Genomic DNA, 19,966 nt, shown 5'->3' with positions numbered 1-19,966 from the left:
CCAAGCCGGGCGTCCACCGGACGCATACGGAGCCGTAGTCGGCCGAGGGCGGTTCGGCACCGCCGGTCACCGCCGTGGGGCGTCCCGCCGTCGCGGCGGAGGTGAAGCAACGGGCCCACCCCCGTTGCGGGCCCCGAAACGGGCCTCCGCGCAGCGGGCCCCGCCCCCGCGCGGACCTGGTAGCCCGGCGCAGCCGTTACGCTGGGGTGCGTGGCAGTCGTTGATGTATCCGAAGAGCTGAAGTCCCTCTCCTCCACCATGGGGTCGATCGAGGCCGTCCTGGACCTCGACAAGATGAGGGCCGACATCGCCGTGCTCGAGGAGCAGGCGGCCGCCCCGTCCCTCTGGGACGACCCCGAGGCGGCACAGAAGATCACCAGTCAGCTGTCGCACCTCCAGGCGGAGCTCCGCAAGGCGGAGACGCTGCGCGGCCGCATCGACGACCTGGGCGTGCTCTTCGAGCTCGCCGAGGCCGAGGACGACGCGGACACCCGCGCCGAGGCCGAGACCGAGCTCGCCGCCGTCCGCAAGGCGTTGGACGAGATGGAGGTCCGTACCCTCCTCTCCGGCGAGTACGACTCCCGCGAGGCCCTGGTCAACATCCGCGCCGAGGCCGGCGGCGTCGACGCCTCCGACTTCGCCGAGCGCCTGCAGCGCATGTACCTGCGCTGGGCCGAGCGCCACGGCTACAAGACCGAGGTCTACGAGACCTCGTACGCCGAAGAGGCCGGCATCAAGTCGACCACCTTCGCCGTCCAGGTCCCGTACGCCTACGGCACCCTCTCCGTCGAGCAGGGCACGCACCGCCTGGTGCGCATCTCGCCGTTCGACAACCAGGGCCGCCGCCAGACGTCCTTCGCCGGCGTCGAGGTGCTGCCGGTCGTCGAGCAGACCGACCACGTCGAGATCGACGAGTCCGAGCTGCGCGTCGACGTCTACCGCTCCTCCGGCCCCGGCGGCCAGGGCGTCAACACCACCGACTCGGCCGTGCGCCTGACGCACCTTCCGACCGGCATCGTCGTCTCCTGCCAGAACGAGCGCTCGCAGATCCAGAACAAGGCGACCGCGATGAACGTCCTCCAGGCCAAGCTCCTGGAGCGCCGCCGCCAGGAGGAGCAGGCCAAGATGGACGCCCTGAAGGGCGACAGCGGCGGCTCGTGGGGCAACCAGATGCGTTCGTACGTCCTGCACCCGTACCAGATGGTCAAGGACCTGCGCACCGAGTTCGAGGTCGGCAACCCGCAGGCCGTTCTCGACGGCGAGATCGACGGCTTCATCGAGGCCGGCATCCGCTGGCGCAAGCAGCAGGAGAAGTAACCGGCAACGGCGTCGGGCCGGATCGTTCCGGCTTGACGCCGCCCCCGAAAATCGCAAGGCTTGCGCCCGGCATGCGTATCACTGGGGCGCGTGTGACGGGGGGTAGGCGTCCCGGCGTTCCGATCGCCGGTTCGGTCACGCGACCCCCAGACAGCCACGGCCCTGTGCATAGCTGCTCCATCGACGAGATCGGCTACAGGGGGTAGCAGGCAGATGACGAAGACAACTCGGCTGCGCGTCGCGCGAATAGCGGCGGGTGCCGTGATGGCCGCGGGCGCGTCGCTGACGGCCGCGGGCGCGGCCGCGGCCGCCGGGGTGGACGTGTCCGTCCCCGGCATCGACGTGAGCGTCCACACCGACCCCACGACGGACCCCACGGGCAACCCGACCTCCATCCCGCAGCCGACCGGCGGCCAGACGGGCGGCAGCACGTCCGGTACGACGACGGGCGGCAGCACGAGCGGCACCACGACCGGCGGCAGCACGTCGGGCACCACGACGGGCGGCAGCACCTCCGGTTCGACCGGCGGCGACAGCACCTCGGGCACGACGACGGGCGGCACCACGACCGGCGGCAGCACGAGCGGCACCACGACGGGCGGCAGCACGTCGGGTACGACGACGGGTGGCAGCACCTCCGGTTCGACCGGCGGCGACAGCACCTCGGGCACGACCACGGGCGGCAGCACGTCCGGTACGACCACGGGCGGCTCCACGACCGGCGGCAGCACGTCCGGTACGACCACGGGCGGCACCACGACCGGCGGCAGCACCTCCGGTACGACCACGGGCGGCTCCACCACGGGCGGCAGCTCCTCCGGCACCACGACCGGCGGCAGCACCTCGGGCGGCAGCACGACCGGTGGCTCCGGCTCCACGGGCGGCTCCGGCGACCACGGCTCCACCGGCGGCAACGCCACGGGCGGCACCGCCACCGGCGGCTCCGACGACGCCCACACCTGCCCCGTCGACACCGACAGCGCCAACTGCAACAACGGCGCCGCGGCCACCGGTGGCGGCAACAACAACCCGGGCCCGGACAACGCCGGCGCCCAGCCGGTCCAGCAGAGCAAGCCCAAGGAGGAGCTCGCGCAGACCGGTGAGCTGGCCCAGACCGGTGCCGGTCAGACGGCCTTCCTGGTGACCGGCGCCGCGGTGATGATCGCCGGCGGCATCGGCTTCCGGATGCTCCCGCGCCTGATCAACCGCGGCACGGCCGCCTGACGACGGCCTCCCCGCAGCACGAAGGCCCGGAGCGCGCGCCGCGCACTCCGGGCCTCACTGCACTCCCCCCAGGGAAATACCGCCGGAGAATCCGGAAAAATGTCTGCGCGTAATCGCGCGCTCACCCCGCGAAGCTGCGGGCGAGTACGGCAACCGCGACCAATGCCACCAGCAGGACGAGCAATGCCGCCGGGGTCAGTGCGCCGAGAACGCCTTCCTGCTGCTGCAGCCGCTCACGGCTGGCCCGGCACACCGGACAACGGCCCTCGTTGACGGGGGCCGCGCAGTTGGCGCACACCAGTCGGTCGCATGTCATGCGATTTCCTTCCTTCGGTATGTCCAACGCGCGGGACGGCCACGCGGTTCCCCTTACCACTCTGCCAGCTTTTCCGCCGTCCGGCGCGTCCGCTCCGGTGAAGCACCCGCCGGCCGCGTTCCGGGGCCCGTGGAGTCGGTCAGAAACGTGACAACTCACGCCGAACCCGGATGCCGACTGCGCGTGCACCGGTGGTTCGCGTATGGTCACGCACACCGACGGAGCCGCGAACGCGGCGTTCCGTGCCGCTCTCTCCCCAGGTCGCAGCGTGGTGCACTCGTGATCCGATTCGACAACGTCTCCAAGTCCTACCCGAAGCAGAACCGTCCGGCGCTCCGCGACGTCTCGCTCGAGATCGAGAAAGGCGAGTTCGTCTTCCTGGTCGGGTCCTCGGGTTCCGGAAAATCCACTTTTCTGCGGCTGCTGCTGCGGGAGGAGCGGGCCAGCCACGGCCAGGTCCATGTGCTCGGGAAGGACCTCTCCCGGCTCTCCAACTGGAAAGTGCCGCAGATGCGACGCCAGTTGGGCACCGTCTTCCAGGACTTCCGGCTGCTGCCCAACAAAACCGTCAGCCAGAACGTCGCCTTCGCGCTGGAGGTGATCGGCAAGCCGCGCGGCGAGATCCGCAAGGCCGTGCCGCAGGTGCTCGAACTGGTCGGGCTGGGCGGCAAGGAGGAGCGGATGCCCGGCGAGCTCTCCGGTGGTGAGCAGCAGCGCGTCGCGATCGCCCGGGCGTTCGTCAACCGTCCGCTGCTGCTGATCGCCGACGAGCCGACCGGCAACCTGGACCCGCAGACCTCCGTCGGCATCATGAAACTGCTGGACCGGATCAACCGGACCGGCACCACGGTGATCATGGCCACCCACGATCAGCAGATCGTCGACCAGATGCGCAAGCGCGTCATCGAACTCGAGCAGGGCCGTCTCGTGCGCGACCAGTCGCGCGGCGTCTACGGCTACCAGCACTGATCGGCTCTGCACGGCACTGAAAGGGACTGAGAAGACGCCATGCGCGCCCAGTTCGTCCTGTCGGAGATCGGTGTCGGTCTCCGCCGCAATCTCACGATGACCTTCGCGGTGATCGTGTCCGTCGCCCTCTCGCTCGCCCTGTTCGGCGGTTCCCTGCTCATGCGCGAGCAGGTCAGCACGATGAAGGGCTACTGGTACGACAAGGTCAACGTCTCGATCTTCCTCTGCAACAAGAACGACGTCGAGTCGCAGCCGGCCTGCGCCAAGGGCGCCGTCACCGATGACCAGAAGAAGCAGATCAAGGCCGACCTGGAGAAGATGCCGGTCGTCCAGAAAGTCCAGTTCGAGACGGCGGACGAGGCCTACAAGCACTACAAGGAACAGTTCGGGAAGTCCTCCCCGATCGCCGGTTCGCTCACCCCGGACCAGATGCAGGAATCCTTCCGCGTCAAACTCAAGGACCCGTCCAAATATGCGGTCATCTCCAGTGCGTTCTCCCAACGGCCGGGCGTGCAGGAGGTACAGGACCAGAAGACCCTGCTGGAGAACCTCTTCAATCTCCTCAACGGCATGAACTTCGCGGCGCTCGGCGTGATGGGCCTGATGCTCGTCGTCGCGCTGATGCTGATCGTCAACACGGTCCGCGTCTCCGCGTTCAGCCGCCGCCGGGAGACCGGGATCATGCGGCTGGTCGGTGCGTCCAGCTTCTACATCCAGATTCCGTTCATCATGGAGGCCGCCTTCGCCGGGCTGCTGGGCGCCGGCTTCGCGTGCGTACTGCTCGTCTGCGGCCAGGAGTTCCTGGTGAACAACTGGCTCGCGCACCACATCGACGTGATCCAGTTCATCGGCTGGGACGCGGTTCTGGCCAAGCTTCCGCTTGTGTTGGCCATTGGTCTGCTGATGCCGGCGCTGGCGGCGTTCGTCGCGCTCCGCAAGTACCTCAAGGTGTAACGCGCGCCGGACGATCGCCACGGGCGCCGTACGGTCAACTCTCCGTACGGCGCCCTTCGGTGTCCTAGACTCCCGCTCATGCCGGGGCCGACGATGTTCGTACCGCAGCGCCGCGCCGGCCGCGCGGCGGCGCTGACCCTCGTCTTCGTGGGAGTGCTCGCGACGGGCGCGGCCGCCGGTTCCTGGGCGACGGGCCCGCAGGACGCCCGCAACCCGGCCCGCCACCGCGAGGCCTCCGGCAGTGATGCCGATCACCCTCCTCCGCTCACCGCCCCCGGCGGGCCCGTGGACGACCGGGCCGTCGAGGCCGCCGCCCAACAGGCCGTCGCGGACGGCAAGTCCGGCTCCGCGGCGGCCTCCGAGGTGGTCAGCCGCAGCGGCGACCGCTGGAGCTCGGTCTACACGGCCGCCGAGTACGAGGGCTTCGAACGCGCCCTGGACGGCGCCTATGTCGGCGTCGGCCTGTCCGCGCGGCGCGGCAGCGGCGGCCGGATGGAGATCGAGGAGGTGCGGCCGGGCAGCCCCGCCGCACGTGCCGGCATCACCGCCGGCGACCGGCTGCGCACCGTCGACGGCGACGACGTCACCGGCCGCCCGGTGACGGACGTGGTCGCCCGGCTGCGCGGCGACAAGGCCTGGGGTGCGGGGCGCCCGGGCACGCCCGTGCGCCTCGGTCTGCAGCGCGGGAGCCGTGCATGGGAGCGCACGCTGCTCCGTGAGCGTCTGGTCACCGAGAGCGTCGTCGTCGACCGGCCGGACGGGCCCGGCGGCCCCCTCACCCGGATCAGGGTCGGCCCCCTCGTGAAGGGCGCCGGGGCGCGCATCCGCGACGCGGTGCAGGAGGCGGAGCCGGGGGAGGGGATCCTGCTCGACCTCCGCGGCAGCCCGGGCGGGCTGGTCTCCGAGGCCGTCTCGGCCGCCTCCGCCTTCCTCGACGGCGGGGTGGTGGCCACGTACGACCTGCGCGGGCGCCGCTGTGTGCTGCGGGCCGAGCGCGGCGGGGACACCCGCAGACCGCTGGTCGTCCTCGTCGACGGCGGCACCATGAGCGCCGCCGAGCTGCTGGCCGGCGCGCTCCAGGACCGCGGCCGCGCCGTGCTGGTGGGCAGCCGCACCTTCGGCAAGGGCTCCGTGCAGCTGCCGAGCCGGCTGGCCGACGGCTCCGTCGCCGAGCTGACCGTGGGCCACTACCGCACTCCCGACGGCCACGCCGTCGACGGCGTCGGCATCGCGCCCGACGTGATCGCCCAGGACGACGCCGAGGAGCGGGCCCGCACAGTATTCGCTGGCCTCGGGGGCGGGGCGTAGTGCGAGAATGACAGCGCTATGGCTAAAGAGACAGGTCGCAAGCTGATCGCGCAGAACAAGAAGGCGCGGCACGACTACCACCTCCTGACCACCTACGAGTGCGGCCTGGTGCTCACGGGCACCGAGGTCAAGTCGCTGCGCCAGGGCCGCGCGTCCCTGGTCGACGGCTTCGTGCAGATCGACGGGCATGAGGCGTGGCTGCACAACGTGCACATCCCCGAGTACAGCCAGGGGACGTGGACGAACCACACCGCCCGCCGCAAGCGGAAGCTCCTCATGCACCGCATGGAGATCGACAAGCTGGAGTCCAAGGCGCAGGAGTCGGGGCACACGATCGTGCCGCTGGCCCTGTACTTCAAGGACGGCCGGGCCAAGGTCGAGATCGCCCTGGCCAAGGGCAAGAAGGAGTACGACAAGCGGCAGACGCTCCGCGAGAAGCAGGACCGGCGCGAGTCGGACCGTGCGATCGCATCGGCGCGCAGGCGGCAGCGGGCCCGCGCGGCGTAGCGTCCCCACTTCGTGGGAATTCGCTGGCACCGTCGGGCGTTGGTCACGTACGATGGGCTCCGCACAGCCGGGAGACCGGCTGCGCAGCTTGAAAACACAACATGGGGATGATCGGTTTCGACAGCGGATGTCGAAGCAGGGGAAGCGAGCCGAGGAAGCGGCAATGATCTCGTAAACCATATGTCGCAACCAATAATCGCCAACACCAAGCGCGATTCCTTCGCCCTCGCTGCCTAAGTAGCGACCTGCGAAGTGTCAGCCCGGGGCTGTTCCCGACCCGGATCCTGGCATCAGCTAGGGAACTAAACCACTAGGTCCGGTCACGGGACCTGGTGGGAAACCAAACAGTGACTGAGCCCGTCGGAGACTTGTCCGTGTGATCTCCGGGGCCGAGAAAATCGCAGCGGACTGCGCTCGGAGAAGCCCTGATTCTGCACCGTTGGACGCGGGTTCGATTCCCGCCATCTCCACTCATCCCATGTGGGCAGAGGCCTCGTCACCGCACCGGTGACGGGGCCTTCGTCGTATGCAACCTCGGGCCGCTCCCACCCCTCTTAACAGAACGACAAGGGGGTGTCGCCGTGAACCGTATGCGCACGGCAGTGGTCGTCCTGAGTGGTGCGGGAGCGCTGTGGCTGGGCGCCTCCCCCGGGGCCTGGGCCGGAGACGGGCAGGGAGGGGTGCACCTGCTGCTCAACGGCGCCTTCGACAACCGTCCCGGCGAACTGATCGACATCGACGTCCAGGGCGTCCGCGCCCACGGCGACGTCACGGTGACCTCACCGGTCTTCCCCCGGCGCGTGCGCCTCAGCCCCTACCGTCACCACGGCGAGCGCGGTCACCACGCGCGGCCCGCCGTCGCGATGACCGTCCGGCCCGGCTCGTACCCGCTGCGCGTGTACGCGGGCGGCAAGGTCGTCGCCGAGGAGAACGTCGAGGTCAAGGCGGCCCAGCGGCCGGTTTTCCAGGTGGCGTCCGAGGGGGAGGTGCTGCGCCCCGGCGAGCGGCAGGGCATCTCGTACGACGACCTGTGGCCCGGCGAGACGGGCGACGTCTTCACCGCCTCCTCGCCCGCCTTCCGGGCGCCGGTCCGGCTCGTCCACGACGCGGAGGGCGGCGACTGGAACAACCCGCGGATGTTCACCGCCCTGGTGACGCTGCCGGCCACGGTCAAGGACGGCACGTACAAGGTCACGCTGACCGACGGGCGCGGCCGCACCGTCGGCGAGAAGCCCCTGGTGATACGGGCCGCCCGGCCCGGCGACCGCGACTACGTCGGCCACCCCCGCGGCCCGGCCTTCTTCGCCCCGGCCGCTCACCCCGATGCCGCCCGCACGGGCGGCCACCGGGCGACGGCCGGCGGCACCGTCAATGTGCTGTGGCGCGACGCGTCCCCCGATCCGGGCGAGGAGGACCGCCTGACCGCGACGTCCCCCGCCTTCGAACAGCCGGTCCCGCTGCGCCGCGACGACAGCAAGGCCGGCGACGGCGACGACCCCCGCTACTTCGGCCCGGCCCGCCTGAAGGACGACCTGGCGAGCGGCCGGTATCCCGTGACGGTCATAAGCCATCACGGGCGGGTGAAACGGACCGGCCACCTGCTCGTGGCCGGTCTCGAACGCCGCGCGGAGGCGAGCGGTTTCGACGACACGGCCGTGATTGCCGGGGCAACTGCTGGCGGGGTGGCGGGTGTTGTGGCGGTGGCAGGTGTGGTGCTGATACGGCGGCGGCGCCGGGCGCTCCGCGGGGGCTGAGACGGGGCCCGGAGTGGGAGCGTGCGGGGGCGTGGCCGGATAGGCTGCCGACAGCATGTGGTTCTCAGGAGGCCCAGCATGAGTGCACAGCCTGTGGAGCCGGGGGAGGGGGCCGATGCGCTCATCCCGCAGCCTGCGATGACGCGCGAGGCCCTTCGCGAGGCGGTGCGGCACATCCGGCCGCTGAACCTGGCCCAGTACGACAGGGAGCTCGGCGAGGCATTCGACCAGGCCGTCCGGACGGGCTCCATCGGCTGGATGCGGACGTTCCTGATCAAGTGGGCCATGTTCGTGGCTGTCGAGCGCCGGCCCGCGCGGGCTGCTGCGCTACGTGTGGCTGAGCAGGTTGCCGACGACCCTTCATCGAGCGACGAGCAGGTCCTGGACGCGCAACGCGAGATCGCCGGAATTCTGGCTGCTGCCGAGAAGGAGATCGGACTTGGCTGACTGACGGACGTCCGGAGCCGGATGGTTGGCACTGCGAGTTCGTCCCGGATGAGGAGCAGGTCGCTGCGGGTCTTCCGGCCGACGCCCGAGCCGAGGTCGACCGGATCGTCCGTGGTCTGCTGGACCTGGCCGAGCTGCGGATGGAAGCCGGGGACGACTACGACGAGCAGAACCCGCGCAAGCTACGGTCGATCAGCACGGACCGGCTGATCGTCTGGTACCAGAAGTTCGAGCACCGGCAGCGGGTCTACGTCGTCCGGATCACCTGGTCCGGTTGAGGACGGCCATGCGCCGGAAGAGGCGCAGTCGGCGTCGTGGCTGCGGGGCGTACCGAGGCGGGAAGGCGAGAAACCGGATCATGTCTCTACGGTCGCCGCTGCCCGCCCCCCTGGTCCAACACCTGATCAGTGGGCATTCACGCACCTGTGTTGTTGACTGCCCTGCGTGCCCCATGACATCGACATAGAACCGCGCCTGCTGCGCGCATTCGTCGCCGTGGCCGAGGAGCTGCACTTCACGCGTGCGGCCGCTCGGCTGTACGTGGCCCAGCAGGCGCTCAGCCGGGACGTCCGGCGGGTGGAACAGCGGCTGGGCGCCGAGCTGTTCGTCCGTACCACGCGGAGTGTGACGCTCACCGCCGACGGTGTGCGGCTGCTGCCGTACGCGCGCCGAGTGCTCGCCGCCTACGAGGAGTTGGCGGCGGCCTGCGCGGGGGAGAGCGACCGGCCCCTGCTCGTCGACACCGGCGGGACGATGACGACCGGGCACCGGGTGCTCACCCGGGCGCGGGAAACCGCGCCCCCGGACGTCGAACTGGTCACCCGTTTCCACAGCGGGCTGACCGGTGCGGCGCGCGACATTCTGAGCGGTCGGCTCGACGTTTCCTTCGGCTGGTTCAGCGGCCTGCCGGCCGATGTGCGCGCCGGGCTGGAGCACCTGCCCGTACGGCTGGAGCGGATGGCCGTCCTGCTGCCGGACGATCATCCGCTCGCGGAACGGGAGACGGTCCCGCTCGCCGCCCTGCGCGGCCAGACGCTCTACGCCGCCGCCGGGAACGAGGCCACCGCCGAGTGGACGCGGCTCGCCGAACTGCTCTTCGCCGGGCGCGGGATCCGGATGGCCGAGCCCTTCCCCGGGCTGGAGGGGGAGGAGGAGTTCGTGCGCGTGGTGCGTAAACGGGGCTGGTCGGTGCTGGCGAGCGAGGAGTTCATCGCGGTGCCGGGGATGGTGCTGAGACCACTGGTCGACCCGGTGCCGTTGTCGCCGGTGGCGATGGTGTGGCGGAAGGGGTTGCGGCATACGGGGCTCGACGTGTTGCGCCGCGCGGCGGCGGGGCGGGGTTGGCTTGCGCGCCCCGCAACGGATTTCTGGCTGCCGCCGGGTGAAGCGGTGGACTGACGTTCCGGTTCACATCGGGCATCCGGCGCCAATACGTTATAGCCGTTTCTTTCGGGTATCCGCATGGGAGGCTCCCTGTGTTCGCGCCCCGCACCTTCGCCGCGCTCGCGGCGACAGCCGCCGCCGTGGCCGCTGTCGCTGTGACCGCAGGCACCGGGAAGGCGACTCCGCCGCCGCCGTCCTTCGCCGCGCACGGCGGCTCGGACTTCGCCCAGCTGTCCTCCGGCATCGACCAGGAGCAGAACGGCAACGTGAAGGCCGTGCAGTTCGAGCACGTGGACGGCATCCACGGCCTCACGGCCACCCGGGACTCGGTCACCGTGGAGCACGACGGTATGTACATGATCGTCGTCGCCCCCCAGGTCTTCACCGAGGAAGGCGGCGTCCAGCGCGGCAAGGACCCGACGCGGGGCTGCGCGGATACGTGGTTCAACGTCAACGACCAGGACGTGCCGAACAGTAGTGTCCGTCTGTGCCAGGCTGCTGCGCACAGCACGCATGTCGTCGTGGCCCAGACGGTCACCCCGCTCAAGGCGGGGGATGTCCTGCGGGTCAAGGCCAAGGGGGATGACGTCAAGTTCGACGCGACCCAGCCGAGTGAGGGGCCGCTGATCCCGAGCGTGATCCTGAGCGTTGCCCGGGTGTCCTAGCGGGGTGCCCCGTGGGGGCGCGGTACGTCGGCTGCGGGCCGGCTGTGGTTGCTCGCGCAGTTCCCCGCGCCCCTTACGGGGCGCGGCACGCTCTGGAGGGAGCGGGCGAAGGCCGCCCACGCGGCGGGGGTGAGCGCCAGGCGCGGACCGTCCGGGACCTTGGAGTCCCGGACGAGGACCGTGGCGGGGGCGGAGGCCACTTCGACGCAGGCGCCGCCTTCGCTTGCGCTGCGGCTGGACTTGCGCCACCTGTAGGCGACTTCGATGCAGTTGTCGTTGTCTTCGCCGCTGAAGCTCGACTTGAACCACCGCGGTAACTCGGGCTGCGCGCCGTTCATGACTCCCCTAGCAGCCGTTTCAGCAGATCTTGAGTCTGCCGGATGTTGAGAGCTTGCGTTCGCAGCATTCCATACTTTTGTGCGAGGGCGCTGACCTCATCTCGGTCGGCGATGATGCGGCTGGTGCGCTGCGCCTCGGTGTAGGCGAGCAGTTGATGCTCAGGAGTCTCCAACAGAACGAAGGGGCCGCTCAGTCCAGCGTGAGAATCGCACCGGAGCTCCAGGACTTGGACGGAGATGCCGGGGAGGTCTGCGCAGTTAAGCAGGTGTTGGAGCAGGCCCCGCCGGACCTGCGGTCCGCCCAGCCCGCTCAGTACGATGGCCTCCGAGATGATGAAGTTGGCCATAACGGGCGTTTCGCGGTGCAGAACGGCCTGACGCTCCAAGCGGGCCGTCACGCGTCGCTCGACCTCTTCCTCGCTGACGGCTGGCGTTGCGGTACGGAAGACCGAGCGGGCGTAAGCCTCTGTTTGAAGTAGTCCAGGAGCCACCACGGTTTCGTAGGACGAGAGGTTGATTGCCTTCCGCTCGAACCACATGAACTCCTGTGCCCGTAGCGGGAAGTTCTCGCTCTTCTCGCTCTTGGTGGCGCTTTCCACAGCAACTGCGAGCACGCCCCCGGTGGCCAGGATGCGATCCAGCTGCTCCGCCAAGTCCGGCAGCAGGCTCCGTCGCCCTTGCTCGATCGATGCGATGGTCTCTTCGTGCACACACAAAAGCTCCGCGAGCGCGCGCTGCGTCAGCTGCGCATTCCTCCGGAGCTTGGCGAGCAGTGCCCCGACGACCGACGCGGACGAGTTCTGTTGCTTGATGCTCTTGTGGTTCTGCATGGAAACGCCCCCAGTGCCGGTCGTACTCGCGGATCCGTACGCTCCCGCTCACTGGCCCACCCTAGTAATCCCCTGCAACCGTTGCCGCATGAACGAGCAACCCGAACTCCCCCTGTTCCGCAAGCGGTTCTATCGCCGCACCATGCGAGCCATCGCGCCCGCACGGGAGTTCGTCAGGGAAACCCTCAAACGATGGGAAATCGAATCCCGTTCCCGTGACATCGCCCTCTGCATGAGCGAGCTCACCACCAACGCCCTCCGGCATGGAGTCCCGCAGGGGCGCGGCTTCCTCGTCCATCTGTGGCTGCTTGAAAGCCACACCTTCCGGATCGAGGTGCACGACAGCGGTGCGGGGTGCCCCCGCCTCCTCCCGCCGGAGGCCATGGCCGACGGCGGGCGCGGGCTCCGGATCGTCGACATGCTCGCCGACACGTGGGGTGTCGGCGAGCGCGACCCCGGCAAGGTGGTGTGGTGCGAGTTCGCGGTGGACTATCCGCGTAACCCGGCTATGAATTCCGCCCAGGCAGGATCCGGGAAGGTGAGCTCTGAGAGTTCGGGAGAGTTCGAGTCACGCACTCGAATGGTGCGGCCCGCACAGGCAACTTCCAGACAGTTCCCCCCGGTTCCCGAAAAGCTGCTCTTCCGCCACCGTGGACGAGAGTCCTGATCGCCCATGCGAGTCCCCTTCCCGGATCGGTCGACCAAGGGTCGGTATTCCCTCCGGAGTGCCGTTTGTACCAACGGTTCCGGCCCCGGGGCCCATCCCCTAGCCTGGTTCAGTCAGGGGGCTCACCCCCTCGCGCCGGAGGAGGTGCCATGGCTCCAGCCCGTCCGCCCCGGAACGCCAAGGCCCTGTTGTGGACCACGTACGTCCTGGCCGCGGGCGTCGCAGCGGCGGGGGCCGGGCAGCTCGCGGCCTCTGCGGCCGGTGGCAACGTGCCGGTTCATGTGGTGACTTCGCTGCTGGTGATGCTTGCCGCAGGGTGGGCCGCACCGGCCCTGGTCAGTCGGTTGGCCTATCTGTTTCCTCTGCGTCACGGCCGCGACGCCGGCCGCCTCGGCTCGTCGCGCTGACCCGGCGCGGGGTGCGCACGTACAGGTAGCGCACCCCGGCGACGGTTCCCACGCCGCCGCACAGCGCTGCGGCCTCCAGCCAGCCGGAGGGGTGGGACGACAGCCAGAACCAGACTGTCAGCAGCGCTGCCGCGACGACGGCGACGAAGATCGCGGCGCACAGCATGGTGATGTTGACGAGGAGGATGAGGTTGCGTGTCCGACGTGAGTCGGACACGACGCTGCGCAGGACCTCCCTGACAATGTCCCAGAGGGCCCACAGTCCCGATGCGCGTTCCTGACCGGTCCCGTCGTCATGGTCGGCCATGGTGCCGCAACCCGTCGGTATGCGCCCGGCTGGCTATGCTTTTCACGAATCGCTCCGATATCAACCCGCTTGTGACCGGTCGCCCGCTTCTTCATGGCCGCTGCCGACGGTGGGACTGTTTCCTCTACGTCTCGCTCTCCGCCTCGTCCTGTGAGGAGCTCATTGCAGGTTCGTTCATTTCCTGGATCACGCGGTCCAGCAGGAGGGGGAGGTCCTCTCGTGGCGCGAGCCGCTCCAGTTCCCAGAACGTCTCCAGGAACCGGCTCGTCTTGTCGGTGTCGTCACTGAAGACGGGTTCCGCGAGCGGGTTGTTCTCCACGTAGAGGATGTCGTCCATCTCCGCGTCGAATTCGAGGAGGACGAAGGAACCCCGTAGGCCCGGGTGGGCGCCCAGGGTGAACGGCAGCACCTGGATGGAGATGCCGGGCCGGGATGCAAGGTCTTTGAGGTGCTGCAGCTGCGCTGTCATCACCCTGGGGCCGCCGATCCAGCGGCGGACCGCCGCTTCGTCGAGGACATAGAAGAATTCGGGGCGTTCCGCGCGCTCCAGCAGTTCCTGTCGCTGCTGCCGTGCTTCCACGAATCGGTCGAGCTGGTTCCCGGCGATGTCCGGCGCGTAGGACACGGCGAGGGCCCGCATGTATTCCTCGGTCTGGAGCATGCCAGGAATGAGCAGCGGCTCGAAGGAGCGGACGATGGACGCCGCCATCTCGTATTCGAGAAGGTCCATGGTCGGCTTGTCGAACAGACCGCGGTATTCCCGGTATGGCATCTTCCGACTGCCGCGGGCCAGTTCGAGGATGTAGTCGATCTTGTCCTGGCCGGTCACACCGTAGGCGGTGAGCAGCGCCAGGAGATCATTCCGGGACACGCCCACCTGGCCGGCTTCGATCCTGATGAGCTTTGAGGGGCTCCAGTCCATACGTGCAGCCACTTCGAGCTGTGTGAGACCCGCTTTGGCACGGGCTTTCTTGAGCTCCGTGCGCAGTTGTCGCCGCTGTACCACGGCTCCTGGAGTAGCCACGATCACTGGTCCTTCCCGACGGCCAGGTCCTCAAGGGTCCCTGACAATCTGCAAGTTAGCAGTCTGGGGTGTGGTCGTCAGTGCTCGCTCAGACGGACAGGTCGGCCTGGGAGGGCCGGATTGCCACCTGGCGAACAGGCGGCCCGCCGACTGCTCGCCAGCGGGCCGGTACCTCTTTAGCGGGGAGAAGATGATCAAAGCCAGGGAGCCACGGCCCGACGATCTCGAACGGCGTAGCGTCATTGCAGCTCAGCGGCGTGATCCCGGGCCGAAGCGAGTGGATCTCAAGGTCCGGCAATCACCCGCCCGTTGCGCGCGTGGCCCCCTGCGGGGTATGCGGCGGGCCGTGACCGCCAATTGGCCTCCACCGCAGGGAAATCAACCCAAAGAGAGGGCGAACCCGTACGCCGAACCCCGCACCACCCCTCCGTCAACCGCCCGGCGCCCACCCGGCGTACGGGCGTAGGCATCTCGAAGCCCTTTCGGGCGCGCGCCCGACCCGGCACCCTGGGGGCGGCGGGGGGAAACTCTCCCAACAGGAAAAGGTGTGACGCGCATGGCGGCGGCGACGGCCTACGCGCTGCGGTTCGACTCCGGGCGGCTCTGCCTCGATCTGGTGGCCACGGTCGACGGGCGGCGCGGCGAGGAGCAGGTGGACCGGCTCGATACGCCCGAACGGTTAAGAGCATGGCTGCTCGGCGCCGGGATCGTGCCCCCGGGCACCCCGCTCGACGCCGTGGACACGGCCTGGCTCGGGCGGTTCCGTGCGGCGCGCGACCTGCTGCACCGCGTGGTGCACGCCGAGGTCGACGGGCGCGCCGCCGACCCCGACCTGGAGCGGGTCAACGCGCTCGCCGCCACCGCACCGCCCGCCCCGCAGGCCGGCCGGGGCACGGACGGCATGCTCGTACGGAGCCTCGCCGGCGCCCCGGACTGCGGCGCGCTCCTCGGCCAGGTCGCCCGGGACGCGGTGGACCTGCTCACCGACGCCGTCGCCCGCGGCCGGCTGCGGCGCTGCGCGGGCGAGCACTGCTCCATGGTCTACCTGGACACCTCCCGGGGCCGCCGCAGGCGCTGGTGCTCCAGCGAGGTCTGCGGCAACCGGGAGCGGGTCGCCCGGCACCGGCGCCGGGCCGGAGCTGCCGCGGAATGAACGGAACTGAACGGAATCGGCCATCTGCCCGTACCCAGGGTTGAAAGGAAACCCCGTGGGTGTTCACGCCCTCGACCCGAGGGGAACGCGTGCGCAAGGATGCGGGCGTGGCCGACAGGACGAGCCGTGACGAGGACCTGATGCGGGCTCTCTACGCGGAGCACGCGGGCCCGCTCCTCGCCTTCGTCTCCCGGTTGGTGGCCGGTGACCGCCAGCGTGCGGAGGACGTCGTCCAGGAGACGCTGCTGCGCGCCTGGCGCAATGCCGACAGGCTGCGCGGCTCGCCCTCCTCGGTCCGGCCCTGGCTGGTCACCGTGGCGCGGCGGATCGTCATCGACGGCCACCGCAGCAGACAGGCACGGCCGCAGGAGGTCGACGCGGCGCCGCTGGACGTCATTCCGGCGGCCGACGAGATCGACCGGGCGCTGCGCCTGATGACCATCTCCGACGCGCTGGGCGATCTCTCCGAAGCCCACCGGGAGGCCTTGATCGAGACCTATTTCAAGGGAAGAACGGTGAACGAGGCGGCAGAGACGCTGGGCGTACCGCCCGGGACGGTGAGGTCCCGGGTCTTCTACGCCCTGCGCTCGATGAAGGTCTCGCTCGAGGAACGAGGGGTGACGCCATGACAGGGCCGGCACGGCACACCGATCACACCGACGTCGGCGCCTATGCACTCGGCGTCCTCGACGCGGCCGACGCCGCCCGCTTCGAGGAACACCTCGCCGCGTGTCCCCGGTGCGCCGCCGAGCTCGACGGTCTGATGGGCCTGACCCCGCTCCTCGCCGACTACAAGGAGTCGATGCCCCCGCACGAGGAGGCGACGATCGCGGCCCGGCCCCGCTCCGAGATGCTCCCCGCCCTGCTGGAGCACGTCGCCGTGACCCGCCGCAGACAGCGGGTGCGGCGGGTGTGCCTGGCCGGCGCGGCCTCCGCGATGATCGTCGCCGGACCGCTGGCGGCCCTCGCCGTCACGGCGGAGGGCGAGCCGGACCACAGCGGCACGAGCATGGCCCAGCAGATGTACCAGGAGGGCGACAAGTACGGGGCCGTCGACCCCGGCACCGGCATCGACGTGACCGTCTCGCTCATGGACAAGCCCTGGGGCACCCGCGTCGTCCTCAAGCTCGCCAACGTCAAGGGCCCGCTGAGCTGCGACCTCGTCGCCGTCGGCAAGAACGGCCGGACGCAGACCGTCACCACCTGGGCCGTCCCGGCCTCCGGCTACGGGATCGACAAGGGTGGCGACAAGTGGGGCCGGGAGCCCCTCTACACGCACGGCGGCACGGCCTTCAACCGCGACGAGATCGCGCGCTTCGAGGTCCGCACCCTCGACGGCCAGCATCTGGCCACTGTCAACATGCAGAACGTATGACCCATCGTGGCAAACCCCTCATGTCCTGACAGGTGCGCTCAGTACCCCTGTTCGCGTACGGTTGACGGCTGCCCTACGCACAGCAGAAGGGGGCCTGGGTGGCCGCGCAGAACGCCACGGACGTGCAGGTGGCGACGGAACCGGCAAAGGAGCCGGAAGGGGTCCGCGACCGGGAGATCGGTGCCGAACAGCACCATCTGGACCGGGTGTACCGCCGCCTCGAGGAGAAGATCCGCGAGGCGGAGTTCCTCATGGACGACGCCGCCAAGCGCGGCCAGGTCGGCACGCCCGGCGCACTCGCCGAGCGGGACGCCCAGGTGTTCCGTGCCGGGGTGCACCTCAACCGGCTGAACAACGAGTTCGAGGACTTCCTCTTCGGCCGCATCGACCTGCTCCTCGGCAAGGACGGCAAGAAGGGCCCCGACGGTGCCTACACCTCCGTCGAGCCCGCCGACGACGCCGTCAGCGAGGGCAGGGCCGAGATCGCCGAGACCCTGCACATCGGCCGCATCGGCGTCCTGGACTCCGACTACTCGCCGCTGGTCATCGACTGGCGGGCGCCCGCCGCCGCCCCCTTCTACCGGGCCACACCGGTCGCGCCCGGCCGGGTCGTACGCCGCCGCGTCATCCGCTCCAAGGGCCGCCGGGTCCTCGGCGTCGAGGACGACCTGCTGCGCCCCGAGCTGACCACCACCCTCGACGGCACCGCCCTGCCCGTCGTCGGCGACGGCGCGCTGATGGCCGCCCTCGGCCAGGCCCGCAGCCACACCATGCGGGACATCGTCTCCTCCATCCAGGCCGAGCAGGACCTGGTCATCCGCGCCCCCGCCGCCTCCGTCACCGAGGTCGAGGGCGGCCCGGGCACCGGCAAGACCGCCGTGGCCCTGCACCGCGCGGCCTACCTGCTCTACCAGGACCGCCGGCGCTACGCGGGCGGCATCCTCGTCGTCTCCCCGACCCCGCTGCTCGTCGCCTACACCGAGGGCGTCCTGCCGTCGCTCGGCGAGGAGGGCCAGGTCGCCATCCGCGCGGTCGGCTCCCTGGTGGACGGCGCGGAGGCCGACACGTACGACGAGCCCGCCGTCGCCCGCGTCAAGGGCTCGTCGCGCATGCTCAAGGTGCTGCGCAAGGCCGTGCGCGGCGCACTGGAGACGCCCGACCAGCCCGGCCGGCTGCGCGTCGTCGCCTTCGGCGGCCGCATCGAGCTGGACGCCGACGAGCTCCAGCGCATCCGGCACACCGCCCTCGGCGGCACCGCCCCGGTCAACCTCCTGCGCCCGCGCGCCCGTCGGCTGATCCTCGACGCCCTCTGGTCGAAGGCCGGCGGCCCCCGCCGCTACACCGACCCCGAACTCGCCGCCGAGGCCCGCTCCGCCTTCGACGAGGACATCACCACCGAGGACGACTTCACCGCCTTCCTCGACGCCTGGTGGCCCGAGCTCACCCCGCGCCGCGTGCTGGCCTGCATGGCCGACGAGAAGCGGCTCGCGCGCTGGTCGCGCCGGGTGCTCAACCCGCGCGAGACCCGCCTCCTGGCCCGCTCGCTGCGCCGCCTGGACGCCACCGGGCACGGCCCGCTGTCGGTGCACGACGTGGCGCTGCTGGACGAGCTGGAGGCGCTGCTCGGGGTCCCGGCCCGGCCGAAGCGGCCGCGCGAGGCGGACCCGCTGGACCAGCTCACCGGGCTGGAGGAGCTGATGCCCCAGCGCTCGGAGTCGCGCCGCGAGCGCGCCGAGCGGCTGGCCGAGGAGCGCCGGGACTACGCGCACGTCATCGTCGACGAGGCCCAGGACCTGACGCCCATGCAGTGGCGCATGGTCGGCCGCCGCGGCCGTACCGCAACCTGGACGGTCGTCGGCGACCCGGCACAGTCCTCGTGGTCCGCGCCGGACGAGGCGGCCGAGGCCCGCGACGAGGCGCTGGGCACCCGCCCGCGCCGCCGCTTCGAGCTGACCGTGAACTACCGCAACCCGGCCGAAATTGCCGAACTCGCCGCAAAGGTCCTGGCGTTGGCGATGCCGGGCATGGAGGCGCCGCGGGCCGTGCGCTCGACGGGCCTGGAGCCCCGGTTCACCGTCGCCGGACCCGAACTCGGCGCGTCCGTACGGCGCGAGGCCCTGCATCTGCTGGCCGACGTGGACGGCACGGTCGGCGTGGTCGTCCCCATGGGCCGTCGCGCCGAGGCGCGCGAGTGGGTGGCCGGGCTCGGCGACCGCGTGGTGGTGCTGGGCAGCCTGGAGGCCAAGGGCCTGGAGTACGACGCCACGCTCGTGGTCTCGCCCGCGGAGATCGCGGACGAGTCCCCGGCGGGCCTGCGCGTGCTCTACGTGGCGCTCACCCGCGCCACCCAGCGGCTGACGGTGCTCTCGGGCGAGCGCGACGACCCGGACGCGGCGGGGGTGCCGGACCTGCTGCGGGACTGAACGGGCGGTCCTCTCCAGGCGGCCGCCCCCGGAGGAATTACTTTCGGGAGAGCGTTTGTTAGCCTGGGTACGGCACCGGCTCGATCCAAGCCCCCGGGCCCAACCTTCGTCGCTTCGAGCGACCACTTGCCGCGAGGCGAGCATGGCGGGTCGGTGTCACAGACGTTCCACAGGGCGTCCCTCGGTCTTCGAGGGGCGCCCTGATGGTTTTCGCAGTGTTTTGCACCTTCTTGACCGGTTACCGCCTACCGGCCAGTAGGTGCGACGATCGAACGTCGCGCACCCGCGACGGGGAAAACGTAAAGAACAGGGAAAGCAGAGGAAAGCGGCCATGGCAACGGCGCCTAGCGTCTCGTACTCGATGACCGTCCGTCTGGAGGTTCCCGCGAGCGGGACCGCCGTCAGCCAGCTCACCACGGCCGTGGAGTCCTCCGGCGGTTCGGTCACCGGCCTCGACGTGACCGCCTCCGGCCACGAGAAGCTGCGCATCGACGTGACGATGGCGACGACCTCGACCGAGCACGCGGACGAGATCGTGGAGAAGCTGCGCGGCATCGAGGGCGTGGTGCTGGGCAAGGTGTCGGACCGTACGTTCCTG

Annotated in this window: 21 protein-coding genes, 1 other RNA gene and 2 pseudogenes; 18 read left to right on the top strand and 6 right to left on the bottom strand. The window is 70.2% G+C overall.

Annotation, left to right across the window (positions count from 1 at the left end; translation table 11 throughout):
• Nucleotides 1-210 precede the first annotated feature (210 nt).
• A complete protein-coding gene (prfB, locus tag HG542_RS32815; RefSeq protein WP_171087962.1) occupies nucleotides 211-1,317 on the top strand; it encodes a peptide chain release factor 2 in 1,107 nt (368 codons plus the stop codon).
• Nucleotides 1,318-1,530: 213 nt separating this feature from the next.
• Entirely contained in the window at nucleotides 1,531-2,541 is a 1,011-nt protein-coding gene (locus HG542_RS32810; RefSeq protein ID WP_171087960.1) for a hypothetical protein, read from the top strand.
• Between the two features lie 121 nt (nucleotides 2,542-2,662).
• Here the strand turns inward: HG542_RS32810 and HG542_RS32805 are convergent, their stop codons facing one another.
• The gene (locus HG542_RS32805; protein WP_171087958.1) at nucleotides 2,663-2,857 is read right to left on the bottom strand and encodes a hypothetical protein; all 195 of its coding nucleotides are present in this window, start codon (nucleotides 2,855-2,857) and stop codon (nucleotides 2,663-2,665) included.
• A 279-nt stretch (nucleotides 2,858-3,136) separates the two neighbouring features.
• Here HG542_RS32805 and ftsE point away from each other — a divergent pair, with 279 nt between their 5' ends.
• From ftsE to HG542_RS32755, 10 genes are all read left to right on the top strand, one after another.
• A complete protein-coding gene (ftsE, locus tag HG542_RS32800) occupies nucleotides 3,137-3,826 on the top strand; it encodes a cell division ATP-binding protein FtsE (RefSeq protein WP_171087956.1) in 690 nt (229 codons plus the stop codon).
• A 39-nt stretch (nucleotides 3,827-3,865) separates the two neighbouring features.
• Entirely contained in the window at nucleotides 3,866-4,780 is a 915-nt protein-coding gene (gene ftsX, locus HG542_RS32795; protein WP_171087953.1) for a permease-like cell division protein FtsX, read from the top strand.
• Nucleotides 4,781-4,858: 78 nt separating this feature from the next.
• The gene (locus HG542_RS32790; RefSeq protein WP_171087951.1) at nucleotides 4,859-6,088 is read left to right on the top strand and encodes a S41 family peptidase; all 1,230 of its coding nucleotides are present in this window, start codon (nucleotides 4,859-4,861) and stop codon (nucleotides 6,086-6,088) included.
• 18 nt (nucleotides 6,089-6,106) lie between these two features.
• Entirely contained in the window at nucleotides 6,107-6,595 is a 489-nt protein-coding gene (smpB, locus tag HG542_RS32785; RefSeq protein WP_171087950.1) for an SsrA-binding protein SmpB, read from the top strand.
• Between the two features lie 103 nt (nucleotides 6,596-6,698).
• Nucleotides 6,699-7,068, top strand: a transfer-messenger RNA (tmRNA) gene (gene ssrA / locus HG542_RS32780).
• Between the two features lie 108 nt (nucleotides 7,069-7,176).
• Complete coding sequence (locus HG542_RS32775; RefSeq protein ID WP_171087944.1) at nucleotides 7,177-8,349, top strand: hypothetical protein; 1,173 nt, start codon at nucleotides 7,177-7,179, stop codon at nucleotides 8,347-8,349.
• 78 nt (nucleotides 8,350-8,427) lie between these two features.
• Nucleotides 8,428-8,796 (top strand): hypothetical protein, encoded by a 369-nt coding sequence (locus tag HG542_RS32770; RefSeq protein ID WP_171087943.1) that lies wholly within the window; start codon nucleotides 8,428-8,430, stop codon nucleotides 8,794-8,796.
• Between the two features lie 140 nt (nucleotides 8,797-8,936).
• The gene (locus tag HG542_RS32765; protein ID WP_171087941.1) at nucleotides 8,937-9,074 is read left to right on the top strand and encodes a hypothetical protein; all 138 of its coding nucleotides are present in this window, start codon (nucleotides 8,937-8,939) and stop codon (nucleotides 9,072-9,074) included.
• 166 nt (nucleotides 9,075-9,240) lie between these two features.
• Nucleotides 9,241-10,194 (top strand): LysR family transcriptional regulator, encoded by a 954-nt coding sequence (locus HG542_RS32760; RefSeq protein ID WP_171087940.1) that lies wholly within the window; start codon nucleotides 9,241-9,243, stop codon nucleotides 10,192-10,194.
• A 77-nt stretch (nucleotides 10,195-10,271) separates the two neighbouring features.
• Nucleotides 10,272-10,844: a hypothetical protein gene (locus HG542_RS32755; protein ID WP_171087938.1), complete on the top strand. Its 573-nt coding sequence runs from the start codon at nucleotides 10,272-10,274 to the stop codon at nucleotides 10,842-10,844.
• 107 nt (nucleotides 10,845-10,951) lie between these two features.
• Here the strand turns inward: HG542_RS32755 and HG542_RS32750 are convergent.
• Nucleotides 10,952-11,182: pseudogene (locus tag HG542_RS32750) on the bottom strand (DUF397 domain-containing protein); the annotation flags it as partial.
• Nucleotides 11,179-12,012 (bottom strand): helix-turn-helix domain-containing protein, encoded by an 834-nt coding sequence (locus HG542_RS32745; RefSeq protein WP_171087933.1) that lies wholly within the window; start codon nucleotides 12,010-12,012, stop codon nucleotides 11,179-11,181. The pseudogene HG542_RS32750 and the gene HG542_RS32745, both read right to left, overlap by 4 nt.
• Between HG542_RS32745 and HG542_RS32740 the strand changes: the two are divergent.
• Nucleotides 11,993-12,472 (top strand): annotated as a pseudogene (locus HG542_RS32740) (ATP-binding protein); the annotation flags it as partial. The gene HG542_RS32745 and the pseudogene HG542_RS32740 sit on opposite strands and share 20 nt — an antisense overlap.
• Before the next feature lie 29 nt (nucleotides 12,473-12,501).
• On the opposite strand, the gene HG542_RS32735 reads toward HG542_RS32740, so the two are convergent.
• The 3 genes from HG542_RS32735 to HG542_RS32725 form a co-directional block, all read right to left on the bottom strand.
• Entirely contained in the window at nucleotides 12,502-12,687 is a 186-nt protein-coding gene (locus HG542_RS32735) for a DUF397 domain-containing protein (RefSeq protein WP_171087932.1), read from the bottom strand.
• A gap of 328 nt (nucleotides 12,688-13,015) precedes the next feature.
• Entirely contained in the window at nucleotides 13,016-13,393 is a 378-nt protein-coding gene (locus HG542_RS32730; protein WP_171087930.1) for a hypothetical protein, read from the bottom strand.
• Nucleotides 13,394-13,517: 124 nt separating this feature from the next.
• A complete protein-coding gene (locus tag HG542_RS32725) occupies nucleotides 13,518-14,399 on the bottom strand; it encodes a helix-turn-helix domain-containing protein (protein ID WP_171087965.1) in 882 nt (293 codons plus the stop codon).
• A gap of 574 nt (nucleotides 14,400-14,973) precedes the next feature.
• Here HG542_RS32725 and HG542_RS32720 point away from each other — a divergent pair.
• The 5 genes from HG542_RS32720 to HG542_RS32700 all read left to right on the top strand — a co-directional run.
• Nucleotides 14,974-15,570, top strand: coding sequence for a CGNR zinc finger domain-containing protein (locus HG542_RS32720; protein ID WP_171087929.1), 597 nt, complete (start codon nucleotides 14,974-14,976; stop codon nucleotides 15,568-15,570).
• An 89-nt stretch (nucleotides 15,571-15,659) separates the two neighbouring features.
• The gene (locus tag HG542_RS32715) at nucleotides 15,660-16,199 is read left to right on the top strand and encodes a sigma-70 family RNA polymerase sigma factor (RefSeq protein WP_171087924.1); all 540 of its coding nucleotides are present in this window, start codon (nucleotides 15,660-15,662) and stop codon (nucleotides 16,197-16,199) included.
• Complete coding sequence (locus HG542_RS32710) at nucleotides 16,196-16,945, top strand: anti-sigma factor family protein (RefSeq protein ID WP_171087923.1); 750 nt, start codon at nucleotides 16,196-16,198, stop codon at nucleotides 16,943-16,945. Before HG542_RS32715 ends, HG542_RS32710 begins: the two co-directional genes overlap by 4 nt.
• A 98-nt stretch (nucleotides 16,946-17,043) precedes the next feature.
• Nucleotides 17,044-19,368: a HelD family protein gene (locus HG542_RS32705; protein ID WP_373313244.1), complete on the top strand. Its 2,325-nt coding sequence runs from the start codon at nucleotides 17,044-17,046 to the stop codon at nucleotides 19,366-19,368.
• Nucleotides 19,369-19,699: 331 nt separating this feature from the next.
• The coding region (locus HG542_RS32700; protein ID WP_498063295.1) for an ACT domain-containing protein at nucleotides 19,700-19,966 on the top strand (267 nt) is incomplete at its 3' end.

It is taken from the genome of Streptomyces morookaense (assembly GCF_013030945.1).
In the GTDB taxonomy this organism is placed as follows: Bacteria; Actinomycetota; Actinomycetes; order Streptomycetales; family Streptomycetaceae; genus Streptomyces; species Streptomyces morookaensis.
Note: the sequence above shows the minus strand (reverse complement) of the source record. Positions and strands in the feature narration are given on the sequence as shown.